Annotated in this window: 22 protein-coding genes and 1 pseudogene; 9 read left to right on the plus strand and 14 right to left on the minus strand. The window is 65.8% G+C overall.

Annotated features, from left to right (window positions below; genetic code table 11):
- Positions 1 to 371: 371 nt before the first annotated feature.
- The 7 genes from NFG57_RS17340 to radC form a co-directional block, all read right to left on the minus strand.
- Entirely contained in the window at positions 372 to 830 is a 459-nt protein-coding gene (locus NFG57_RS17340; RefSeq protein WP_045991208.1) for a thioesterase family protein, read from the minus strand.
- A complete protein-coding gene (locus tag NFG57_RS17345; RefSeq protein ID WP_348814855.1) occupies positions 820 to 1,155 on the minus strand; it encodes a DUF2007 domain-containing protein in 336 nt (111 codons plus the stop codon). The genes NFG57_RS17340 and NFG57_RS17345 overlap by 11 nt, the downstream gene beginning before the upstream one ends.
- 164 nt (positions 1,156 to 1,319) lie before the next feature.
- The gene (locus NFG57_RS17350; protein WP_222569995.1) at positions 1,320 to 2,510 is read right to left on the minus strand and encodes a class I SAM-dependent rRNA methyltransferase; all 1,191 of its coding nucleotides are present in this window, start codon (positions 2,508 to 2,510) and stop codon (positions 1,320 to 1,322) included.
- A gap of 196 nt (positions 2,511 to 2,706) precedes the next feature.
- The gene (gene mutM / locus NFG57_RS17355; RefSeq protein ID WP_222516082.1) at positions 2,707 to 3,627 is read right to left on the minus strand and encodes a bifunctional DNA-formamidopyrimidine glycosylase/DNA-(apurinic or apyrimidinic site) lyase; all 921 of its coding nucleotides are present in this window, start codon (positions 3,625 to 3,627) and stop codon (positions 2,707 to 2,709) included.
- 155 nt (positions 3,628 to 3,782) lie between these two features.
- Positions 3,783 to 3,938 (minus strand): 50S ribosomal protein L33, encoded by a 156-nt coding sequence (gene rpmG, locus NFG57_RS17360; RefSeq protein WP_016856547.1) that lies wholly within the window; start codon positions 3,936 to 3,938, stop codon positions 3,783 to 3,785.
- 112 nt (positions 3,939 to 4,050) lie between these two features.
- Positions 4,051 to 4,287 carry a 50S ribosomal protein L28 gene (rpmB, locus tag NFG57_RS17365; protein WP_045991211.1) on the minus strand — a complete coding sequence of 79 codons (237 nt, stop codon included), beginning with the start codon at positions 4,285 to 4,287 and terminating at the stop codon, positions 4,051 to 4,053.
- Positions 4,288 to 4,685: 398 nt separating this feature from the next.
- The gene (radC, locus tag NFG57_RS17370; protein WP_124803508.1) at positions 4,686 to 5,360 is read right to left on the minus strand and encodes a DNA repair protein RadC; all 675 of its coding nucleotides are present in this window, start codon (positions 5,358 to 5,360) and stop codon (positions 4,686 to 4,688) included.
- A gap of 265 nt (positions 5,361 to 5,625) precedes the next feature.
- Here radC and coaBC point away from each other — a divergent pair, with 265 nt between their 5' ends.
- The 5 genes from coaBC to slmA all read left to right on the plus strand — a co-directional run bounded on the left by coaBC (position 5,626) and on the right by slmA (position 10,614).
- On the plus strand, positions 5,626 to 6,972 hold the full coding sequence (gene coaBC / locus NFG57_RS17375; protein WP_348814856.1) for a bifunctional phosphopantothenoylcysteine decarboxylase/phosphopantothenate--cysteine ligase CoaBC: 1,347 nt from the start codon (positions 5,626 to 5,628) through the stop codon (positions 6,970 to 6,972).
- Positions 6,973 to 7,032: 60 nt separating this feature from the next.
- Positions 7,033 to 7,500, plus strand: a complete 468-nt coding sequence (dut, locus tag NFG57_RS17380) for a dUTP diphosphatase (RefSeq protein ID WP_045991213.1) — start codon at positions 7,033 to 7,035, stop codon at positions 7,498 to 7,500.
- 59 nt (positions 7,501 to 7,559) lie between these two features.
- Positions 7,560 to 8,942 (plus strand): phosphomannomutase/phosphoglucomutase, encoded by a 1,383-nt coding sequence (locus NFG57_RS17385; RefSeq protein ID WP_222569991.1) that lies wholly within the window; start codon positions 7,560 to 7,562, stop codon positions 8,940 to 8,942.
- A gap of 21 nt (positions 8,943 to 8,963) precedes the next feature.
- The gene (argB, locus tag NFG57_RS17390) at positions 8,964 to 9,869 is read left to right on the plus strand and encodes an acetylglutamate kinase (RefSeq protein ID WP_045991215.1); all 906 of its coding nucleotides are present in this window, start codon (positions 8,964 to 8,966) and stop codon (positions 9,867 to 9,869) included.
- Positions 9,870 to 10,005: 136 nt separating this feature from the next.
- Positions 10,006 to 10,614 carry a nucleoid occlusion factor SlmA gene (slmA, locus tag NFG57_RS17395; RefSeq protein WP_045991216.1) on the plus strand — a complete coding sequence of 203 codons (609 nt, stop codon included), beginning with the start codon at positions 10,006 to 10,008 and terminating at the stop codon, positions 10,612 to 10,614.
- Positions 10,615 to 10,747: 133 nt separating this feature from the next.
- Here the strand turns inward: slmA and NFG57_RS17400 are convergent, their stop codons facing one another.
- Both NFG57_RS17400 and NFG57_RS17405 read right to left on the minus strand, forming a co-directional pair.
- The gene (locus NFG57_RS17400) at positions 10,748 to 11,188 is read right to left on the minus strand and encodes a VOC family protein (protein WP_045991217.1); all 441 of its coding nucleotides are present in this window, start codon (positions 11,186 to 11,188) and stop codon (positions 10,748 to 10,750) included.
- Between the two features lie 44 nt (positions 11,189 to 11,232).
- On the minus strand, positions 11,233 to 11,685 hold the full coding sequence (locus NFG57_RS17405; protein ID WP_348814857.1) for a DUF411 domain-containing protein: 453 nt from the start codon (positions 11,683 to 11,685) through the stop codon (positions 11,233 to 11,235).
- A gap of 148 nt (positions 11,686 to 11,833) precedes the next feature.
- On the opposite strand from NFG57_RS17405, the gene NFG57_RS17410 reads away from it, so the two are divergent.
- Both NFG57_RS17410 and NFG57_RS17415 read left to right on the plus strand, forming a co-directional pair.
- Entirely contained in the window at positions 11,834 to 12,367 is a 534-nt protein-coding gene (locus NFG57_RS17410) for a DNA-3-methyladenine glycosylase I (protein ID WP_124803520.1), read from the plus strand.
- Complete coding sequence (locus NFG57_RS17415) at positions 12,355 to 13,515, plus strand: metal-dependent hydrolase (RefSeq protein WP_348814858.1); 1,161 nt, start codon at positions 12,355 to 12,357, stop codon at positions 13,513 to 13,515. The genes NFG57_RS17410 and NFG57_RS17415 overlap by 13 nt, the downstream gene beginning before the upstream one ends.
- Positions 13,516 to 13,624: 109 nt before the next feature.
- Here NFG57_RS17415 and NFG57_RS17420 read toward each other — a convergent pair whose 3' ends face one another.
- From NFG57_RS17420 to metE, 3 genes are all read right to left on the minus strand, one after another.
- Entirely contained in the window at positions 13,625 to 14,230 is a 606-nt protein-coding gene (locus NFG57_RS17420; RefSeq protein WP_348814859.1) for an NAD(P)H-dependent oxidoreductase, read from the minus strand.
- 191 nt (positions 14,231 to 14,421) lie between these two features.
- On the minus strand, positions 14,422 to 15,177 hold the full coding sequence (locus NFG57_RS17425) for a C-type lysozyme, inhibitor (RefSeq protein ID WP_348814860.1): 756 nt from the start codon (positions 15,175 to 15,177) through the stop codon (positions 14,422 to 14,424).
- A 208-nt stretch (positions 15,178 to 15,385) separates the two neighbouring features.
- Entirely contained in the window at positions 15,386 to 17,686 is a 2,301-nt protein-coding gene (metE, locus tag NFG57_RS17430) for a 5-methyltetrahydropteroyltriglutamate--homocysteine S-methyltransferase (RefSeq protein WP_348814861.1), read from the minus strand.
- Positions 17,687 to 17,790: 104 nt separating this feature from the next.
- Here metE and NFG57_RS17435 point away from each other — a divergent pair, with 104 nt between their 5' ends.
- On the plus strand, positions 17,791 to 18,705 hold the full coding sequence (locus NFG57_RS17435) for a LysR family transcriptional regulator (protein WP_045991224.1): 915 nt from the start codon (positions 17,791 to 17,793) through the stop codon (positions 18,703 to 18,705).
- A gap of 17 nt (positions 18,706 to 18,722) precedes the next feature.
- Positions 18,723 to 18,836 (plus strand): annotated as a pseudogene (locus NFG57_RS17440) (LysR family transcriptional regulator); the annotation flags it as partial.
- 136 nt (positions 18,837 to 18,972) lie between these two features.
- Here the strand turns inward: NFG57_RS17440 and NFG57_RS17445 are convergent.
- Together NFG57_RS17445 and NFG57_RS17450 are read right to left on the minus strand one after the other, a co-directional pair.
- The gene (locus tag NFG57_RS17445; RefSeq protein WP_222516089.1) at positions 18,973 to 20,577 is read right to left on the minus strand and encodes an ATP-binding protein; all 1,605 of its coding nucleotides are present in this window, start codon (positions 20,575 to 20,577) and stop codon (positions 18,973 to 18,975) included.
- 4 nt (positions 20,578 to 20,581) lie between these two features.
- Complete coding sequence (locus NFG57_RS17450) at positions 20,582 to 21,295, minus strand: winged helix-turn-helix domain-containing protein (RefSeq protein WP_083970186.1); 714 nt, start codon at positions 21,293 to 21,295, stop codon at positions 20,582 to 20,584.
- Positions 21,296 to 21,318: the final 23 nt, after the last annotated feature.

The raw sequence follows: 21,318 nt of genomic DNA on the forward strand, positions 1-21,318 counted from the left end.
TCACACTCGCACAAAATGTTATGTTATAACATATTTGTTAAGTGGCACAACACACCCGCAAATCTTGACTCCCAGGGCCACCTCGCTGAGGCGGTCGTTGACCACGTCGCCGTCCACGGCCACCAGGCTGACCCTCCCGCCTCTACCTCGTGGTCCAAAGTGCTGCAGTTCTTCCATGAACCCAGGGAGTCTTTAGACGCATTCAGGAACAAAGTGCGACCTATCACACCCAGGGTCAGGACAAAAAAGCTGCCAGTATTGAGATTCGCCAACTCGACACCCATGGTGCCAGAAAATTGCCGGAAGGGGCGGAGGCCAGCTGTGTACGCTCAGGTCTGTGTGGTCAGGTCCCTGTCGTCAGGACGTTATCGTCAGCTTTCCGCGACCAGGGCGCCGCCGTAGGCGCTGACGAATTCGGGAGGAAGACGGCGGGGACGGCCGCTTGAGAGAGCGATGCAGGCGTAGCGGGTACGTGCACGCAGCAGGGTGACACCATCCTGCGGGCGTATCAGTTGAAAGCGGCGGGTCAGGGTCAGGCGCGAGTCGCAGGCGACGATCCAGGTGGCCATGGCCAGGCGTTCGCCCTCGAAACCCGGCGCCAGATAGTCGAGTTCGTGACGGTGCACCGCCATGGCGCGATCCAGCGCCCGGTAGTGTTCCAGGGTCAGACCCAGCTGGCCGGAGTGCTCCCAGCTGGCCTGTTCCACCCAGCGCAGGTACTGGGCGTTGTTGACGTGGCCATAGTGGTCGATGGCCTCGGGCGCCACCAGGATGTCAATCACGAAGGGCCGGGGCAGATCCCAGTCGAAGGCACCGTGTTCAGCGGTCATGATCGTCCTCCTTGCGGCCACCGCAGTTCCAGCAGGTATCGAAGGCCCCTTCGAGCTCCTCGCCGCAGGCCCGGCAGCGCCAGGCGCTGTCCGGCGCTGGCTCCTCGAGCACCTGTTTCACCAGCGCTTCGGCTCGCTCACGGTTGTGCTCGGCGACCCACACCTGGGGCTCGCACTCCAGCGGCGGCAGCTCCCCGGCGCCACCGCCGAGGGTCATGTTGCGCAGTTCGCAGGGGATCCCGGCGGCGTCGAGCAGGTTGCGCACGTGGCCCACCAGCAGGGCGTTGCCGTGGGAAAAGATCAGGGTCCAGGGAACCTCGGTCATGGTGTCTTCCTTGGCGCGGGCTTGCCCAGGCACGATGTGACACTTCCATCGCCCGAGGCAAGCCCCTGGGCCTTTTTCGGCCCAGCTAGTTCGGCCCAGCGTGTTCAGCCACGGCGAGTCACGTCGCGCCTATCTAGCTCATGCCTTGTTCAATCGCGCCTTGCTCAGTCGCGAAAGACGCGCACACCGAGCGCCTTGAGGTAGGCGGTTTCGGGGATCGCCGGGTGCACCGGGTGATCCGGTCCCTGGTGGCCCTGGAACAGGATCTGTCCCTGACGATCCTGGTGACGTACCGCACCGCGCACCACGTCGACCAGGCGATCCTGTGCCAGGTGCATGGAGCAGGAGGCGGACAGCAGCAGGCCATCGCGGCCCAGCAGGCGCATGGCGTCGCGATTGAGTCGGGCGTAGGCACGCTCGCCGTTGGCGATATCCTTGCGCCTCTTGATGAAGGCCGGCGGATCGAGCACGATCACGTCGAACTTCTCGCCGTCGGCCTTGAGCGCCGCCAGCGCCTCGAAGGCGTCGCCGTGACCCACAGCGACCCGCTCGTGCTGGCCGTTGAGCGCGGCGTTCTCGGCGACGCGATCCAGCGCTGACTCGCTGGCATCCACGCACAGCACTTCGCTGGCGCCATGGGCCGCCGCCTGCACGCCCCAGCCACCGACGTAGCTGAACAGGTCCAGCACCCGCTTGCCGGCCACCCGCTGATTGAGCCAGGCGCGGTTGATGCGGTGGTCGTAGAACCAGCCGGTCTTCTGGCCGTCGAGCACGGGGGCGACGAACTGCACGCCGTTCTCTTCCAGCAGCACCTGCTCCGGCAGCTCGCCCTTGACCACTTCTACCACCTCGCTGAGGCCTTCCTGACGACGACCACTGGTGTCGTTGCGCAGCACCACACAGGCAGGGGACAGCACCTTGTCGAGTGCGTCGAGCAGCTCGTCCTTCACCGCTTCCATGCCGGCGGTGTTGAGCTGGACCACCAGCACCTCGGCGTAGCGGTCGATGACCAGCCCCGGCAGCAGATCGGCCTCACCATGGACCAGGCGATAGAACGGCTTGTCGAACAGGCTCTGGCGCAGCGCCAGGGCCTGATTCAGGCGATGCACCAGCAGCGAGCGATCCAGCCGCATGCTCGGGTCACGCGAGACGATGCGGGCGCAGATCAGCGAGTTGGGATTGACGTAGGCCAGACCCATGGGCTTGCCATTGGCGGCCTCGACGATGACCTGCTCACCGACTTCGAGCCCCTTGAGCGGCGTCTCGGCGATGTCGATCTCGTTGGAATACAGCCACAGGTGGCCGGACTTGAGGCGACGATCGGCGTTCTTTTTCAGGCGCAGCGGACGAGTCACGGTGATCACTCTCTCTAGAAGTTTTTCAAAATCGCCATCAGCTCAAATCTCGGGAAGCGCTGAATAAATGTCGCGAGCGATGACAGGTCGGTTGTCGCCGGAGCGCAGAGGCCGGAGTTTACATGCGGTTAAATGAGGACCTTGAGCACCGCCGGCGACCGAGATGTCGAGCGCAGCAATTTATACAGTGTTTCCTCTAACGCTGACAGCGGGGACAAAACACACTGGCACGCTGCCCCAGGGTCACGTGCTTCAGCTCACCGCCACATCGGCGGCAGGGTGCGCCGGCACGCCCATAGACGTTGAGGCGCTGGGCGAAGTAGCCGGGTTCGCCGGTGCCGCTGACGAAGTCGCGCAGGGTGGTGCCGCCCTGGGTGATGGCCGCGGCCAGCACCTCCTTGGCGGCGGCGGCCAGGCGATCGTAGCGCTCGCGTCCGATGCGACCGGCCGCGCGGCGCGGATCGATACCGGCCAGAAACAGCGCTTCGCTGGCGTAGATATTACCCACCCCGACGACCACGGCATTGTCCATCAAGAACGGCTTCACCGCCGCCTGGCGCCCCCGCGACAGGGCGTACAGCCGGGCGCCGTCGAAGGCCTGCGACAACGGCTCGGGGCCTAGCCGCGACAAGCGGGTATCGTGGGCCTCGTCGTCCCGGAGCCAGTCGACGAAGCCGAAACGACGCGGGTCGTGATAGCGCAGGATGACGCCGTCCTCGAGCACCAGGTCCACATGGTCGTGCTTCCTGGGCAGCTCACCGAGGCGGGCAATACGCAGGCTACCGGACATGCCCAGGTGCCACAGCAGGGTGCCCTTTTCGCGCACTCCGCCGCCGTCGTCCGACCGGGACGCGGCCGTGCAGGTACCCTCGGTGCTGGCGACCGTCTCGCCGTTCTCGACGCTTTCACCGCCCTCGCCCGACAGCACCGGCAGCAGCAGGTACTTGGCGCGACGGCGAATCTCGCCGAGGCGGGCGCCGATCAGACGATCGGCGAGATCCTCAGGCACCGGCACCCGCAGGCGCGACTGGCGCACCAGCACCTCACGGATCTCGCGCCCTTGTACATGGGGGGCGATGCCGCGCCGGGTGGTCTCGACTTCGGGAAGCTCGGGCATGGCACACCTGGGGCCTGAGGTTAGAGCGGCGAGCAGCGAGCGACATCACGCCATCGCCCGGGGCCGCTGACAGGGACATACGCAAGAACCCGACCTCGGGGCCGGGTTCTCGGTGACAGGCGACAACTCGCCTGCGGTGGAAGCGAGATCAAGCCTTACTTGATCTTGGCTTCCTTGTACATCACGTGCTTGCGAACCACCGGATCGAACTTCTTCATTTCCATCTTGTCCGGAGTGTTACGCTTGTTCTTGTCGGTGGTGTAGAAGTGGCCGGTACCGGCGCTGGACACCAGACGAATCTTGTCACGCATGAGACTTCTCCCAGTTTGCCGCCTGGTACGCGTCGTGCACACCAGGCCAGTCATTCAAGTCGGCGGAGGCCGTTCGCTCAGGCGAACCAGTGGGCTCCCGAGGACGTCATCCTTAGATGGCGTCGCCGCGCTTACGGATATCGCTGAGCACCTCTTCGATGCCCTTCTTGTCGATGATGCGCATGCCCTTGGAGGAAACACGCAGGGTCACGAAACGCTTTTCGGACTCGACCCAGAAGCGATGGCTGTGAAGGTTCGGCAAGAAACGACGACGGGTCTTGCGCTGGGAGTGTGAAACGTTGTTACCAGTCACCGGGCGCTTGCCGGTAACCTGACATACTTTGGACATGAGAGCCTCCAACCGCGTGGCGAGTTGTTCAAAACCTGTCGGGCAAACCGGGAAGGGCGAGAACCGAAGGGATGTGTCGCAGACTGGCCGCGCGGTGCCGGCGAAAGTCCGCATTCATCATGCCCTCAGCAACCTCGAGCCCTGTCATGAGCCCCGTGCTTTTGACCCAAGGGAATTCAAAGGGTGCACTTTATACCAGACCCTGCCTCCATGGGCAAGGGATACACCAACGTTCGCCAGGTCGCTCGCTCACGGCCCGTGTCGAGGTGCTCGAAACGGCTCCGCTGCGTCGACGGCGATGACGTGACGTGTTCGGGTAGAGAGTCGCCCGGCCAGGACGCGATAGGATCGAGACGATCCTCGCCCCGCCTGGGCCAGCTCTCTTTGCGCGCGGCGCATTATACCCAACCTCGCTCGGCAAATGACACCACTTCTGCGTCTCCAACCACAAAATGATCCAGTACACGGATATCGAACAGGCCCAGCGCCTCTTTCAGGCGATCGGTGATACGCCGGTCGGCATCACTGGGCTCGGCCACCCCGGAGGGATGGTTGTGGCACAGGATCAAGGCGCCCGCCCCCAGCGCCAGGGCACGTTTGGCCACCTCACGTGGGTACACCGAGGCGCTGTCCAGGGTGCCGCGAAACAGCACCTCGAAGCGGATCACCCGATGCTGGGCGTCGAGAAACAGTGCGGCGAAGGCCTCGTGGTCCAGATGACGAAGCTGAGCGGAAAGAAAGGTCCTGACCCGCGCGGGAGAATTCAGCGCCTGACCCCGCTCCAGATAGCTCGCCAGATGACGGCGCGACATCTCCTGGGCGGCCTGCAGCTGAACGAAGGTGGCAAGCCCCAGGCCACGCTGGGCACAGACCTCCTGCTGATGCGCCTCGAGCAGGGCACGCAGTCCGCCGAAGGCACCCAGTACGTCCCGTGCCAGGTCCACCGCGGAGCGTCCTGCCACCCCGACCCGCAGCACAATCGCCAGCAGCTCGGCGTCGGATAGCGCGGTGGGCCCCAGCGTCAGCAGCTTCTCGCGAGGGCGCTCGCCCTCTGGCCAGTCTCGTATCGACATCCCTGTCTCCTGCTCCGTTTCTCGTCACGCCCTGTCGTCACACCCTTTTGTCACATCCTCTTCTCACACCCAGCCGCCACATCCTCTTCTCACACTCTCTTCTCACACCCTCTTGTCACATCCTCCCCTCACGCCCTGTCGGCGAGCGCCGACATACCCGTTGAGTCTAGTGCGGTCTGCCTGATCTGGAGCCAGGGTGCGCGGCTACGCATGATCCGGTACCGGTGGTAAGGTAGAGGGCTGACTCTGGCTGCGGACTTTTTTCATGTTGCACGCTCCCTCCTCTTCCGGTTGCGGCCTGACCGGCTCAGGCCCCGGCGGCCTGCGCCCCGGGCAGCGGGTTGTGCTGGGCATCAGCGCCGGTATTGCCGCCTACAAGAGCGCCTCTCTGGCCCGACTGCTGGTGCAGGCGGGCTGCGAGGTGCAGGTAGTGATGACAGAGGGAGCCCAGGCCTTCATCACGCCGCTGACGCTGCAGGCGCTGACCGGACGCGCGGTACGCACCTCGCTGCTGGACCCCGACGCCGAGCTCGGCATGGGTCATATCGAACTCGCCCGCTGGGCCGACCTTATTCTGATCGCCCCCGCCACCGCCGACCTGATGGCGCGCCTGGCCCAGGGCATGGCCGACGATCTGTTGACCACCGCTTGCCTGGCCAGCGACGCCCGGCGGATGCTGGCCCCGGCGATGAACCAGGCCATGTGGCGCCATCCGGCGACCCAGCGCAACGCCGCCCGGCTGGTCGAGGATGGCTGGGCCCTGCTGGGGCCCGACCAGGGCGACCAGGCCTGTGGCGACGTCGGCCCGGGACGCATGATGGAACCGGAGGCCATTCTCGGCGCCCTGCTGGATGCCGGCTCTCCCTCCACGCCCCGGACAGCGACAGGCGTCGTGGGAGAGAAAGGCGAAGCAGTGCCCCCGGACGCAGACCTTCATGTGGTGATCACCGCCGGCCCCACCCGGGAGCCGCTGGATCCGGTGCGCTACCTGTCCAATCACAGCTCCGGCAAGATGGGTTTCGCCCTGGCGGAAGCGGCCCGGGACAGTGGCGCCCGTGTCACCCTGATCGCCGGCCCCGTCAGTCTGCCGACGCCCTCGGGCGTTGCCCGCCACGACATAGAAACCGCGGAAGAACTGCTCGCCGCAGCCGAAGGGCTGATGGATGGCTGCGACATCTTCATCGGCTGCGCGGCGGTGGCGGACTATCGCGCCGAGGCTCCGGCCGAACACAAGATAAAGAAGCGCGATGACGACGACGGTCTTACCCTGAAGCTGGTCAAGAACCCCGACATCATCGCCACCCTGGCTGCCCGCGATCCGCGTCCGCTGATGGTCGGCTTCGCCGCCGAGACCCGCGACGTGGTGCGCTACGCCGAGGGCAAGCTCGCGCGCAAGGGGCTCGACATGATCGTCGCCAACGACGTCTCCCGGGAGGGACTCGGCTTCGGCTCGGACCGCAATGCCGCAACCCTGGTGTGGCGCGACGGCGAGTCTCTCGCCCGCCGCGAAGAGACCGACCAGGACAAGGCCAGCCTGGCCCAAGCCATCATCGCCCAGGCCCGAGCCTGCCTCGAGGCGCGACGTCAGACGGTGCGGCCGAACCCGAACTGAGCCACGACACCACTTATTTATCAGGAAGCCTGTCTGGCTGCCCAAGACCAAGGACCTTTCATGCACGACACTGCCTCGCGCCCTCGCCTCGCCGTCAAGATCCTCGATGAACGGATCAAGGAGCGCATGCCCCGCTACGCCACCGACGGCTCGGCCGGGATGGACCTTCACGCCCTGCTCGACGCGCCGCTGACGCTGGCCCCCGGGGATTGCGAACTGGTCCGCACCGGGCTCTCGATCCATATCGCCGATCCGGGCCTGGCCGGCATGATCCTGCCCCGCTCGGGGCTTGGCCACAAACACGGCATCGTGCTCGGCAACCTGGTCGGCCTGATCGACTCCGACTACCAAGGCGAACTGATGGTGTCGGTGTGGAACCGATCGACCACCGCCTTCACCCTCGAGCCCTTCGAACGTCTGGCCCAGTACGTGCTGGTGCCGGTGGTCCAGGCCGAGCTGGAAGTGGTCGAGGACTTTTCCGAGAGCCTTCGCGGCGGCGGCGGTTTCGGCAGCTCCGGACGCCACTGACGCCCCAGGTTCGACTACCCGTTCATTCAAGCGCCACGTCAAAAGGACAGGACCCTCACATGACTCAAGTCCCCTCCACGATCTTTCGTGCCTACGATATTCGAGGCGTCGTCGACGAGACCCTGACCGAAGCCGGGGTCGAGGCGATCGGCCAGGCCATCGGCAGCGAAGCCCAGGCCCGCGGCGAATCCCGTGTAGTGGTGGCCCGCGACGGGCGACTCTCCGGCCCGCGCCTGATCAAGGCCCTGACCCGCGGCCTCACCGCCAGCGGCTGTGACGTGGTCGACATCGGCATGGTGCCGACGCCGGTGCTGTACTTTGCCACCCACACCCTGGAAGGTACCCGCTCCGGGGTCATGCTGACCGGCAGCCACAACCCGCCGGACTACAACGGCCTGAAGATGGTGCTGGGGGGCGAGACGCTCTCTGGCGAGGCGATCACCGCGCTCTACACTCGCCTTCAGAACGGCGATCTGCGCGAAGGCCAGGGCCAGGTGTCCGAGCACGATGTGCGTGACGCCTACCTGAAGCGCATCCTCGAAGACGTCTCGCTGTCGGGCTCGATCAAGGCGGTGGTGGACTGCGGCAACGGTGTGGCCGGTGAACTGGGCCCGCGCCTGGTCGAACAGCTCGGTGCCGACACCGTGCCGCTGTTCGAGGACATCGACGGCAACTTCCCCAACCACCACCCGGACCCCGGCAAGCCGGAGAACCTCAAGGACCTGATCCACGCGGTGGCCGAGCACAGCGCCGACATCGGTCTGGCCTTCGACGGTGACGGCGACCGCCTCGGCGTGATCACCCCCAAGGGGCGCCTGATCTACCCCGACCACCTGCTGATGGCGTTCGCCGAGGACATGCTCAGTCGCAATCCGGACGCCCGGGTGATCTTCGACGTCAAGTGCACCGGCAAGCTGATCGAGGTGATCGAGAAGGCCGGCGGCACGCCGGAAATGTGGCGCACCGGCCACTCCCTGATCAAGGCACGGATGAAGGAAACCGGCGCCCTGCTGGCCGGCGAGATGAGCGGCCATATCTTCTTCAAGGAACGCTGGTACGGCTTCGACGACGGCCTTTATGGTGCCGCCCGCCTGCTCGAGATCCTGTCGCGCTTCGACGGCGACGCCGACACCTTCTTCGATCGCTATCCGCAGAACCTGAGCACCCCGGAGATCAACATCGAGGTCACCGACGAGACCAAGTTCGACCTGGTCGCGCGCCTGGCCCGGGAAGGTGACTTCGGTGACGAGGGCGTCAAGACCACCCTGGACGGCATCCGCGTGGACTACCCGGATGGCTGGGGTCTGTGCCGCGCGTCCAATACCACGCCGATGCTGGTGCTGCGCTTCGAGGGTAACGACGCCGCCGCGCTGGAGCGCATTCGCACGCGCTTTGCCGAGGCGCTGGCTGACGTGGACGCCTCGCTCACCCTACCCAACTGACGTGCAGGAGACATGACGCCCATGAGCGAACAGGCACGCGATCCGCGCCTGGTGGTGGAGGTCCTCTCCGAGGCCCTCCCCTATATCCAGAAATTTTCCGGCAAGACCGTGGTGGTCAAGTATGGCGGCAACGCCATGACCGAGGATGCCCTGATCGACTCCTTCGCCCGGGACATGGTGCTGATGAAGGAAGTCGGCATCAATCCGGTGGTGGTCCACGGCGGCGGCCCCCAGATCGGTGATCTGCTGGCCAAGCTCAACATCGAGTCGCGCTTTGTCGGTGGCATGCGTGTCACCGACGCCGAGACCATGGACGTGGTCGAGATGGTGCTCGGCGGACTGGTCAACAAGGACATCGTCAACCAGATCAATCAGTGCGGCGGCAAGGCCATCGGCCTGACCGGCAAGGATGGCGCCCAGATCCGCGCGCGCCAGCTCAAGGTCGAGCACCAGAGCCCGGAAATGACGGCGCCCGAGATCATCGACATCGGCCATGTGGGCGAAGTGGAACACGTCTCCACCGACCTGATCGAGATGCTCGCCGCCCGGGATTTCATTCCCGTGATCGCCCCCATCGGGGTCGACGGCGAGGGTCGCAGCTACAATATCAATGCGGATCTGGTGGCCGGCAAGGTGGCCGAGGCGCTCGGCGCCGAGAAGCTGATGCTGCTGACCAACGTGGCCGGGTTGATGAACCGCGACGGAGAGGTGATGACGGGACTTTCCACCGCTCAGGTCGACGAATTGATCGCCGACGGCACCATCCACGGTGGTATGCTGCCGAAGATCCGCTGCGCCCTCGACGCGGTCAAGGACGGGGTCGTCAGCGCCCATATCGTCGATGGCCGGGTGCCCCACGCCACCCTGCTGGAGATCTTTACCAACGCGGGTGTCGGCACCCTGATCACCAACGAATCGCCCAACTGAAGTACCCGTACCAGGGCGATACGAAAGCGACACGATAACGACGCAAGGAAGTGCGAACCGGGCACAAGCTCCGGACGCAAGGGAACTCGCCCGCCGGCGCCCCGGCGGGCCATCAACGACAAAAGAATTCGATATCATGACGCAGGAAAAGACCCCAAGTCGGCGGGACCAGATACTGCAGGCGCTGGCCCTGATGCTGGAAGAAGACAGCGGCAAGCGCATCACCATCGCCGCCCTGGCGCGCCAGGTCGGCGTCTCGGAGGCAGCGCTCTACCGCCACTTCCCGAGCAAGGCCAGGATGTACGAGGGCCTGATCAGCTTTATCGAGGAGACCCTGTTCGAGCGCATTACGCGCATCCTCGACGAGCAGCAGGAGGCGCTGCCGCGCTGCCATCAGATCATGACCCTGGTGCTGGCCTTCACCGAAAAGAACCCGGGCCTGTCGCGGCTGTTGGGCGGCGACGTGCTGACCGGCGAGACGGCGCGACTGAGGCAGCGTATCCACCAGTTGTTCGAGCGGCTGGATACCCAGTTCAAGCAGGTACTACGCGAGGCGGAGCTGCGCGAGGGTCGCCGGCTGGCGATGCCGGCCAGCGCCGGCGCCAACCTGCTGACCGCCCAGATCGAGGGACGCATCGCCCAGTACGTGCGCAGCGACTACCGCCACCGCCCCACCGAGCACTGGGAAGACCAGTGGCCGGCACTGTCGTCACACCTGCTGAGAGACAGCGCCATCCCCGCCTGAGCAAACGACGCCCGCGCGGCGGGTCACGTGGCAAGCTGCAAGACAAGGTGTCGATGGGGGAGTCAGCTCCCCCATCCCTTCGCTGCCCCTTCGGCGCCGCTCGCTGGCACGATCGACAGCGGCCTTTCGCTCGCTACCAGCTGCCGGTGTTCTCCATCGAGGCCCAGGGCTCGGCGGGTTCCAGGGCGTCGCCCTTCTGCAGCAGTTCCACCGAAATGCCGTCCGGGCTCCTGACGAAGGCCATATGGCCGTCGCGGGGGGGCCGGTTGATGGTCACGCCGTTGTCCATGAGCTTCTGACACAGGGCGTAGATGTCATCGACGCGATAGGCCAGGTGGCCAAAGTTGCGTCCGCCCTGGTACTCCTCTGGGTCCCAGTTCCAGGTCAGCTCGAGCTCCGGCGCGTTGAGCTGGCTTGAGCGCTCCTCGTCCTCTGGCGCCGCCAGGAACACCAGGGTAAAGCGTCCCTTGTCGTTGTCCTTGCGACGCACCTCCTTGAGACCCAGCAGGTCGCAATAGAAATGCAGAGAGGCGTCGAGGTCGCTGACACGCACCATGGTGTGTAGAAATTGCATTCGGGTCTCCTCGGGGTTCAGGGGGCCGCGTCTGCTGCGCGGACTCAGGGGTAACGGGCCACTACCATGGCGCGCGCGTCATCGGCTGTAAAGCCGAGCACCGCGTAGTCATCGAGACGGCCGGTCTCCATCCCGGGCGAGCCATGGGGCATGCCCGGCACCGCCAGACCATCGATGTCCGGCGACGCCTCCAGCAGCCAGGCCACCTGCTCGGCGGGCACATGGCCCTCGATCAGGTAACGCCTGCCGGCATCATTGGTCAGGGTAGCGGTATGACAGGACGCCAACGCCTGGGGAACCCCCAGGCGCTGCTTGATCGACGCCATGTCGGGGCTGTCGTGAAGACGCACCTCGAAGCCGGCCTCACGCATGTGCTCGGCCCAGGCGCTGCAGCAGCCGCAGTGAGGATCCTTGTGCATGTCCAGGCCGGCGGCCAGTGCAAGCGGGCTGAAGACACCCATGAGAGCGGCACCCAGGGCGCGAGAAAGACGTGTCATCGCGTATGATCTCCTGACGGAAAAAGAGAAGGACAGGCCTCAGGATCGCAGAATCGCGCCATCAAGGGTATGCCGAGTCGGTACCCTTTTGTCGTAGCGCAGGTCGGTCCCAGGGAATCGAGACACCTTACCAACAAGAGCAAGCCGCATGAGCGAGTACTGCGACCTGGCCCCGGGGCATCCGCTGCACGGGCCCTACCATGACAGCGAATACGGGTTCCCGATCCGAGGCGAGTCCGACCTGTTCGAGCGCCTGGCACTCGAGATCAATCAGGCCGGTCTGTCGTGGCTTACGGTGCTGAAGAAGCGCGAGGGCTTCAAGCGCGCCTTCGACGGCTTCGACGTCGATCGGGTCGCCGCCTACGACGACGACGATCGGGCACGTCTGCTGGCCGACGCCGACATCATTCGTCACCGCCTGAAGATCGAGGCGGTGATCCACAACGCCCGGGTGATCCAGGCCATGCGGGAGTCCCACGGCGGCTTTCAGGCCTGGCTCGATGCCCACCACCCACGTGAGCACGCTGACTGGGTGAAGCTGTTCAAGCGTCACTTTCGCTTTACCGGCCCGGAGATCGTCAAGGAGTTCCTGATGAGCGCGGGCTACCTGGCCGGCGCCCACCGCGACGACTGCCCGGTGCAGGCCCGAATACTGGCGGCGGCGCCACCATGGACTCGCTGACCCAGGCCGCCCTCGGCGCGGCCCTGGGAGGCGCGGTTCTGGGCCGTCACCTGGGCCGCAAGTCACTGCTCGCCGGCGCGGTGGTCGGCAGCCTGCCGGACCTGGACGTGCTGATCGACTACGGCGACGCCGTGGCCAACGTCACCTACCACCGTGGCTTCAGTCATTCGCTCTTCGTATTGACGGGGCTCTCGCTGGTGCTGACCGGGCTAGCTCAGCGACTGGCCGAGCGACTGGCCGAGCGTCGGGCCAGACGCCCTGCACAGGGACTGGGCTTGAGCTTAAGCCCGGCACAGGGCCTGGGCTTGCAGCACCTTGGCTTGTTGCGCTGGTGGCTGTTCTTCTGGCTGTGCCTGGTGACCCATCCGCTGCTGGACTCGCTGACCACCTACGGCACCCAGCTGTGGTGGCCACTCGAGGTCACCGCGCCCAGCGCTACCCCGCTGGTGTTCATCATCGACCCGGCCTACACCCTGGCCTTGCTGGTCGCTCTGGTGATCGCACTGTGGCGTGGCCATCGGCCAGCGACCTTGCAACGCGCCGCCAGCTGGGGCCTGGTGATCTCGACGCTGTACCTGCTGCTGGCGCTGGGCGCGCGCGGCTGGGTCGATGCCAGGGCCGACGAGGCGCTCGACCGAGTGGACATGGCCGAGGCACCGCGCCTGATCCAGCCGGCGCCCTTCTCGATCCTGCTGTGGCGGGTCACCGCCGTGGACGGCGATCGCCACGCCGAGACGCTGATCGGCCTGCTCGACGGAGATACCCGCCCGGTCGTCGAACTGTTTCGACGCGGTACCGAACTCGAGGCTGCCGCCCTGGAGCTCGACAGCGGTCGCCGCCTGGCCTGGTTCGCTGGCCCCTTTGTGCGCTACGAGGTGGAGCGCAAGGGAGACGCCGAACGTCTGCTGGCCACCGACCTGCGCCTGGGCTTTCCCGGCTTCCATCCGTTTCGCTTCGCCCTGGCACAGCGCCAGGATGGCAACTGGCGCGCCCTGGAACCGACCCTGCAACTACCGATGAGCGCAAGCCAGCGCCCCATGGGGCAATTGTTCGAGCGCATGCTGTCACCACAGCCCGCGCTGTGTGTCGCTGACTTCGTCGATTCCCGCTGGCAGCTGGGCGCAGGCGACGACTGCGACGCTCGCTGACACCCGGCCGGGTGTCGGCCTCTTCCCTGAGCAACGATCACCACAGCCAGCCGCCGTGGCCAGGGCCACGGCGGCTTGCGAATCAGTGTCTTCAGACGTCGGGCGCGGCTTACAGCCTAGCGATCAGCGCCTCGATCTCGGCGTGGGCAGTGGTGAGGGCCGCTTCCTTGTGCTCATCTCCCATGCTGAGCCCTTCGGCAAACACCGTGTCGACCTCATTGATGCCGATCAGGCCCAGCATATGGCGCAGGTGCGGTGTCTGGGTATCCAGAGCACTACCGGCGTACTGACCGCCGCGAGCGCCCAGCACGATGGCACGCTTGCCCTCGAGCAGCCCCACCGGGCCATTCTCGGTGTAGCGGAAGCTCTTGCCCGCGCGCAGGATACGGTCGAACCAGGCCTTGAGCTGGGAGGGAATGCCCAGGTTGTACAGCGGCACGGCGAGCACCAGCACGTCGTGGGCCTCGAGCTCGGCGAGACGCTCATCGGAGCGCGTCGCCAGCTCGCGCTGTGCCTCGCTGCGCTCTGCGTCCGCCACCTGCCAGCTGGACAGCTCCTCGAGGCCCAGGTGTGGCAGGTCGTCGGCGACCACGTCGCGATGGGTGATCTCGATATCGTCACGCTGGCGCGCCAGGCGCTCGAAGTGGCGTGCCAGCTGGGTGGACTGGCCCTGGTCGGCGAGGATGGATGAGGTGACAAGCAGTACGCGGGTCATGGCGAGTTCCTGTGGAAGATGATGTCTATGCACAGTTTGCCGCCAATAAAATCGACGAAAAGCGAATAAATCTCGGAATATCTTTCGATAAAAACGAATAAAGCGCCGCTCGGCGCTTTATTCGCGTGTGCTGGCTACACAAGACAAGGACGCTTTCGTCGGCTTGCCAAGCGCGTCCACGTCGCCACCCTTCAGGGCGCGATGCCCTGCCCACACCCCTGCAGCTGACGTCCGTTGACGTTCAAGGTGACCTGGGCCGGCCAGGGCGTGCCCGCCATATCATCGAAGCAGGCACCGGCCTCGATGCGCAGCTCGAAGGGCGCATCGGCGCGGCCGCTTTCCAGGATCACTCGACCGGCACCGTTGTCCAGGGTGGTGACGCGATAGGGCAGGCTCACTTCACGCTCGCCGTAGTCCAGACTCATGTCGATGCGCGGCACGTCATTGGCCAGTTCGAGGTGCCAGCCTGGCTCGTTGCCCCGGGCCAGGAACATCACCCCGGGCTTGTCGCTGCGCCGTAGGGAGTCGCGGCGGGTACGGGCCTCGCACTCGAGCCGACCGCGGGAGCTCTTGATCACCGCCCGATCACCGAGAATGTGGGCGCTGAGCTCCCCCCGCTGGTAGCGCTCGCCCTGGTCCACCACCGCCTGGGGCAACTGCTCGGCACCGTGGGTGGTCCACAACCTGAGCGAATCCTCCTGGGTCGCCGAGACCATGTCCTGACTCGGCGAACAGCGCCAGCCAACGAAGGTAGCGCCATCACCGACAAAGTAGGCAGAGGGCAGCAGCGGCGCCTTCTGCTCCACCGGCGCATCGGTAAAGGAACCGCGCCGCTCCGCGCGATCGGTCTGCTCGCTGGCAGGACCGGGAGCGCTGGTAGTGGCGCACCCCACCAGTCCACTCAGCATCACGACAAGGAGGGGTGAGACGACAGCGGGACGACACATGACAGGCTCCTTCGATCACGACATCAGTACGATTCCGAGGCCCCGCCAGGTGCCGTCTGGCGTGTCCCTGTCGGGGCCTACTGGCGAAGCTTACCAGCCACATCGTCAAAAGGCGCGGCTCTGCCACCATGGGATCGCCCCCTCGCACAATCGACGAACTTTCAACCGCGCTTCCCGGCGTCATGGGCCCTCTAGTGCTGTGCGGTCGTCAGGCGTGGCGTCGACGCAGCTCCTTGGCCGCCTGGACCATATTGGCCAGCGCCGGCGTCACCTCATCCCACTGACGGGTCTTGAGGCCGCAGTCCGGGTTGACCCACAGCCGCTCCAGCGAGATGCGCTCGGCGGCCTTTTCCATCAGCGCCACCATCCAGTCCACCTCGGGCAGGTTCGGTGAATGGATGTCGTAGACCCCCGGTCCGATCTCGTTGGGATAGTCGAAGTCACGGAAGGCGTCGAGCAACTCCATGTCGGAGCGCGAGGTCTCGATGGTGATGACGTCGGCGTCCAGCTCGGCGATGGAGGCGATGATGTCGTTGAACTCGGAGTAGCACATGTGGGTGTGGATCTGGGTCGCGTCCGCTACACCGCTGGCCGACAGGCGGAACGCCTCCACCGCCCAGTCCAGATACTCCTGCCACTCGGCCTTGCGCAGCGGCAGCCCTTCCCGCAGCGCCGGCTCGTCGATCTGGATGGCGCGAATGCCTGCCGCCTCCAGGTCACACACCTCGTCACGCAGTGCCAGGGCGATCTGGCGGCAGGTGGTCGCGCGAGGCTGGTCATCGCGCACGAAGGCCCACTGCAGCATGGTCACCGGGCCGGTCAGCATGCCCTTCATCGGCGCCCCGGTCAGCGACTGGGCGTAGCGGCTCCACTCCACCGTCATCGGTGCTGGACGGCTCACGTCGCCGAACAGGATCGGTGGCTTGACGCAGCGTGACCCATAGCTCTGGACCCAGCCGAAGCGGGTGAAGGCGTAACCGTCGAGCTGCTCACCGAAGTACTCGACCATGTCGTTACGCTCGGCCTCGCCGTGGACCAGCATGTCCAGGCCCAGCTCTTCCTGCAGCCGCACCGCCTGGGCGATCTCCTCGCGCATCCTGGTGTGGTAGTCGTCAGCGGACAGGCGTCCTGCCTTGTGGTCACGACGGGCAGCGCGAATCTCGGCGGTCTGGGGGAAGGAGCCGATGGTGGTGGTCGGAAACAGCGGCAGTCCGAGGGCGCGACGCTGCTGCTCGGCGCGCTGCAGATAGGGGCTCGGGCGCTGGCTGTCGGCCTCGCCAAGCGCCGCCAGGCGTGCACCGACCTCGGGACGATGAATCCGTGGCGACTCACGCCGCGAGGCAATCGCCTGCACGCAAGCCGCCAGCAGCGCCTCGTCTTCGGGTCGCACCCGGCCAGCGAGCAGTCTTGCCAGGGTCACGGTCTCGTCGAGCTTCTGGCGAGCGAAGGCCAGCCAGCTTCTGAACTCGGCGTCGAGCTCGGTCTCGCGCTCCAGGTCCACCGGCACATGCAGCAGCGAGCAGCTGGGGGCGATCCACAGACGCTCGCCCAGACGGCTGGCGGCGTTGGTCCACTGATCGCGCAGGGCAGCCAGGTCGGCGCGCCAGATGTTGCGTCCGTCGATGACGCCCAGCGACAGCACCTTGTGAGGCAGCAGACGGTCGACCACCGTCTCGACCTCCTGTGGGGCACGCACGGCGTCCAGGTGCAGCCCCGCCACCGGCAGATTGACCGCCAGGGTCAGGTTGTCGCCGAGGCCGCCGAAGTAGTTGGCCACCAGCAGCTTGACCCCCGCCCCCTGCAGATGATGGTAGGCACGTTCGAAGGCTACCTTCCAGTCGCTGGGCAGGTCCTGGGCCAGGGCCGGCTCGTCGAGCTGCACCCACTCCACACCCAGCTTGGCGAGTCGGGCAAACACCTCGGCGTAGACCGCCAGCACACCATCGAGCAGCGCCAGACGATCGAAGGACGACTCGCCCCGCTCCTTGCCGAGCCACAGCCAGGTCAGCGGCCCGACCAGCGCCACCTTGACCGCGTGCCCCTGCTGCTGCGCCTCGACGACCTCGTCGAACAGCCGCGTGCTGGCCAGGCGGAAGTCCTGCCCCTGGTGCAGTTCCGGTACCAGGTAGTGGTAGTTGGTATCGAAGTACTTGGTCATCTCGCAGGCGGCGGCGGGCTCCCCGCTGGGTGCGCGGCCCCGGGCCATGCGAAAGGCGGTGTCCAGATCGACTTCACCGCGCTCGAGCTCGGCCTTGGCAGCAAAACGCGCCGGCACCGCACCCAGCAGCAGCGACACGTTGAGCACCTGGTCATAGAAGGCGAAGTCGCCCACCGTCACCAGGTCCAGTCCCGCCTCGCGCTGGTCCTGCCAGTGACGCTTGCGCAACTCGCGACCGGTGGCCTCCAGGCTGGCTCGATCGGCGTCGCCCTTCCAGTAGGCTTCGGTGGCGCGCTTGAGCTCGCGGTCGGCACCGATGCGGGGATACCCCAGAATATGAGAAAAAGTCATAGTGATTCACCTTGATCATGAATGATACGACGAAGTGTCGCTGGCATCCGAAGGGTGAATCAAACTAAACTTCTTAATCTTTACTATGAAAGAAGCTCACGATAATGCTCGAACTCCGTCATCTGCGCACTCTGATAGCGCTGCGCGACGCCGGCTCCCTGGTGGAGGCCGCCGAACGGGTCCACCTGACCCAGTCGGCGCTGTCCCACCAGCTCAAGGATCTGGAGGAGCGTCTGGGCGGGCCACTGTTCTTGCGCAAGACCCGGCCGGTGGAGTTCACCCGGGCCGGGCTGCGCCTTTTGAACCTGGCCGAACAGATCCTGCCCCAGGTGCGCATGGCCGAGCGTGACCTGGCGCGCCTGGCCGGCAACGAGCAGGGCCGCCTGCACATGGCGATCGAGTGTCATAGCTGCTTTCAGTGGCTGATGCCCACCGTGGATCACTTCCGCGACCATTGGCCGGAGGTCGAGATCGACATCCCCGGCGGCCACCACTTCGATCCGCTGCCGGCGCTGGCCCGCGAGCAGCTCGATCTGGTGATCACCGCCGACCCCCAACCCCTGCCCGGCGTTCACTACGAGCCGCTGTTTCGCTACGAAGGCCTGCTCGCCGTGGCGCGTCAGCATGCCCTGGCCGGGCGCTCCCACGTCTCGCCCCAGGATCTGGCCGACCTGACCCTGATCACCTACCCGGTGGAACGTTCGCGTCTGGATGTGTTCACCCAGTTCCTCGACCCGGCCGGCGTCACCCCCAGGGAGGTGCGCACCGCCGAACTGACGATCATGATGATGCAACTGGTGGCCAGCGGTCGCGGAGTCTGCGCGCTGCCCAACTGGGCACTGACCGAGTACCTGGAGCGGGACTACGTCAAGGCCGTCGCGCTGGGCGAGGATGGTGTCTGGAGCACGCTCTTCGCGGCGATCCGCGAGGACACCCGGGAAGCCCCCTGGATGGTCGACTTTCTGCGCACCGCGCGGGAGACGTCCTTTGCGGTGCTGGAAGGGATCAAGCCGGCCTGAAAGACGGGAGCACACTCTCTATTCCAGCAGCGATCCGCGAGGACATCCGGGAAGCCCCGTGGATGGTCGACTTCCTGCGCACCGCGCGGGAGACGTCCTTTGCGGTACTGGAAGGGATCAAGCCTGCCTGAGCGGGAGACATCCTTTGCGGTGCTGGAAGGGATCAAGCCGGCCTGAGCAGGAAGCATCGTCGAGGCGCTGAACGAATCAGGCCCGCCCGAAACAGGGGCCGTTCACCGGCATTCAGGTTGGCCCGCGGGCAGATTCTCATACCCGGCGGGGGATGATCAGCGAGAATCGCGCGCCCTTCAGGCCGGGACTCTCGTCCACGCTGACGGTGCCGCCGTGCCAGGCCATCACCTTCTGCACGATGGACAGCCCCAGCCCGTAGCCGCCGGAGCGGCGGGTTCGGCTGTCGTCCAGGCGGGCGAAGGGCTTGAAGATATCCTGGCGCGCCTCCGGCGGGACCCCTTCCCCATCGTCCTCCACGTCGACCCTCACCTGGTTGGGTTCGTCGAGCAGGCTGACCTTGACCCGGGTGCGGGCGTGGCGGCAGGCGTTGGCCACCAGGTTCTGGGTGGCCCGCTGCAGATAGCGGGAATCGGCGTGGACCTCGATCTCCGGCCCCGCAGACAGACGCACGTCAAGATTGCCGTGCAACGGCATCAGGGAGTCGATCACCCGCTCGCAGATGTCACGCAGCTCCACCGGTTCCGGCGAAGCTTCGACACCGTGGATGGTCTCGCTGTCGAGGCGCGCATAGGTGAGGATTTCGTCGATCAGATCGTCGAGTTCGTCGATGTCGCTGTCGACCCCCTGCAACTGGCGCCTGACCAGGGCGTCCTCGGACATGTCCTCGACCATCTGCACCGCAAAGCGAATCCTCGCCACCGGCGTCCTGAGTTCGTGGGACACTGCCCGGATCATGTCCTGCTGGGCCCGCAACAGCGACTGCACCTGGGAGGCCATGCCGTTGAAGGCCATGCCGACACGCCCGAGAAAGTCGCCGCTCTCGACCTTGACCCGGGTATCGAGGCGACCGCTGGCAAGCCGGGTGGCTGCCATCTCGAGTCGCGCCATGCGCGCCTCGATACCTCGCACGATCAGGTAGATGACGATCGCCAGTGCGCCCATCAGCAGCACCAGCATCGACGCCAACAGCGCCGGCGGAAGCGCCTCGTAGCTGGCCATCGGCCCTACCGTCAGCCAGAAGGGGGCTTCGCCAGGCGGCGTCACCTGCATGAACAGCACCACCGACCAGTGCTCGGGCAGTAGCTGCATCATCACCTCGCCACCGGCCAGGCGGTTGCGCTGACGTGGCTCGAGGATATCCGGAGGGGACTGGCTGATCGATACCGGCAGGTCGCCGCGGGTCATGCTGTCGATGCTCGCCTGGCGCGCCCCCGCCGGCAGGCTGGCGAGCCATTCCCCGCTGAGCTGGGTCAGGCCCCGCAACTGGCGCTCCGACATGCCGGACAGCGACACCTGCAGGACCGCGCCACCGGCGGGCATCAGCCGCCAGAAGCGCCACTCATGGGGACTGTCACGCCCGACCAGCACGCCGCCGCGCTGCAGTCGAAGACGGGTGAAGTAGCTCGGCGACAGCGACGACAGGGGCACGATCGACATCGACATGTCCAGCGCCTCGGACTTCTCGGCCATCCACTCACGCCGCTCGCCCCGCGGCATGCTGTCGATCATCGTCGCCAACAGGTGCATGGGCGCCTCGGCCAGCTGTTCGCGATAGTGCTCGATGCGCACCTTGTCGATCAGCGTCATGCCCACCATCGCCACGCCGAGCGCCAGCACCAGGGTCGCCGCCAGCATGACGTAGACCCGCAGGAAGGTACTGTCGGCCAGGGCGCGACGCATGGGTTCAGCTGTCCTTCACGAACAGATAGCCCTTGCTCCTGACCGTCTTGATGCGGTGCGGATGATGGGGGTCATCGCCTATCTTGGGCCGAATCCGCGACACCCGCACGTCGATGGAGCGGTCCTGGCCGTCGTAGCGGATGCCACGCAACTGGGAAAAGATTTCTTCGCGGGTCAGCACCCGACCGGCATGGCTGGCCAGCAGCCACAAAAGGTCGAACTCGGCGCTGGTCAGATCGATACGCTCGCCCTTTAGCCAGGCCTCGCGGGTGGCGTTGTCGATTTCCAGGTCCTGGAACGTCAAGCGGCTTTCGCCACTGACCTCGGCTCCGTCGAGACGACGCAGCAGGGCACGCATGCGTGCCAGCAGTACCCTCGGCTGCACCGGCTTCGGCACATAATCGTCGGCGCCCATCTCGAGCCCCAGGACCTGATCCATGTCGTCGGTCCGCGCGGTCAGCATCAGGATCGGACCACCGTAGTCGCTGCGAACACGACGACAGATCGACAGGCCATCCTCGCCCGGCAGCATCAGATCCAGAATCACCAGATCCGGCTGCAGCGACAGAATACGATCGACGCCGCGACCGCCGTCATCCTCCAGGCTCACTCGGAAGCCGTTGGCTTCGAGGTAGTCCCGCGTCAGACCAGCGAGACGCTCATCATCTTCGATGATAAGTACGTGATCCTGTTCTCGTTGCTCTGAACGTTCTTCCATAGGGGGTCTCATTCCTTTTGGCG

Origin of the sequence: Halomonas sp. H10-59 (genome assembly GCF_040070555.1) — a bacterium.
Taxonomy (GTDB): Bacteria; Pseudomonadota; Gammaproteobacteria; order Pseudomonadales; family Halomonadaceae; genus Halomonas; species Halomonas litopenaei.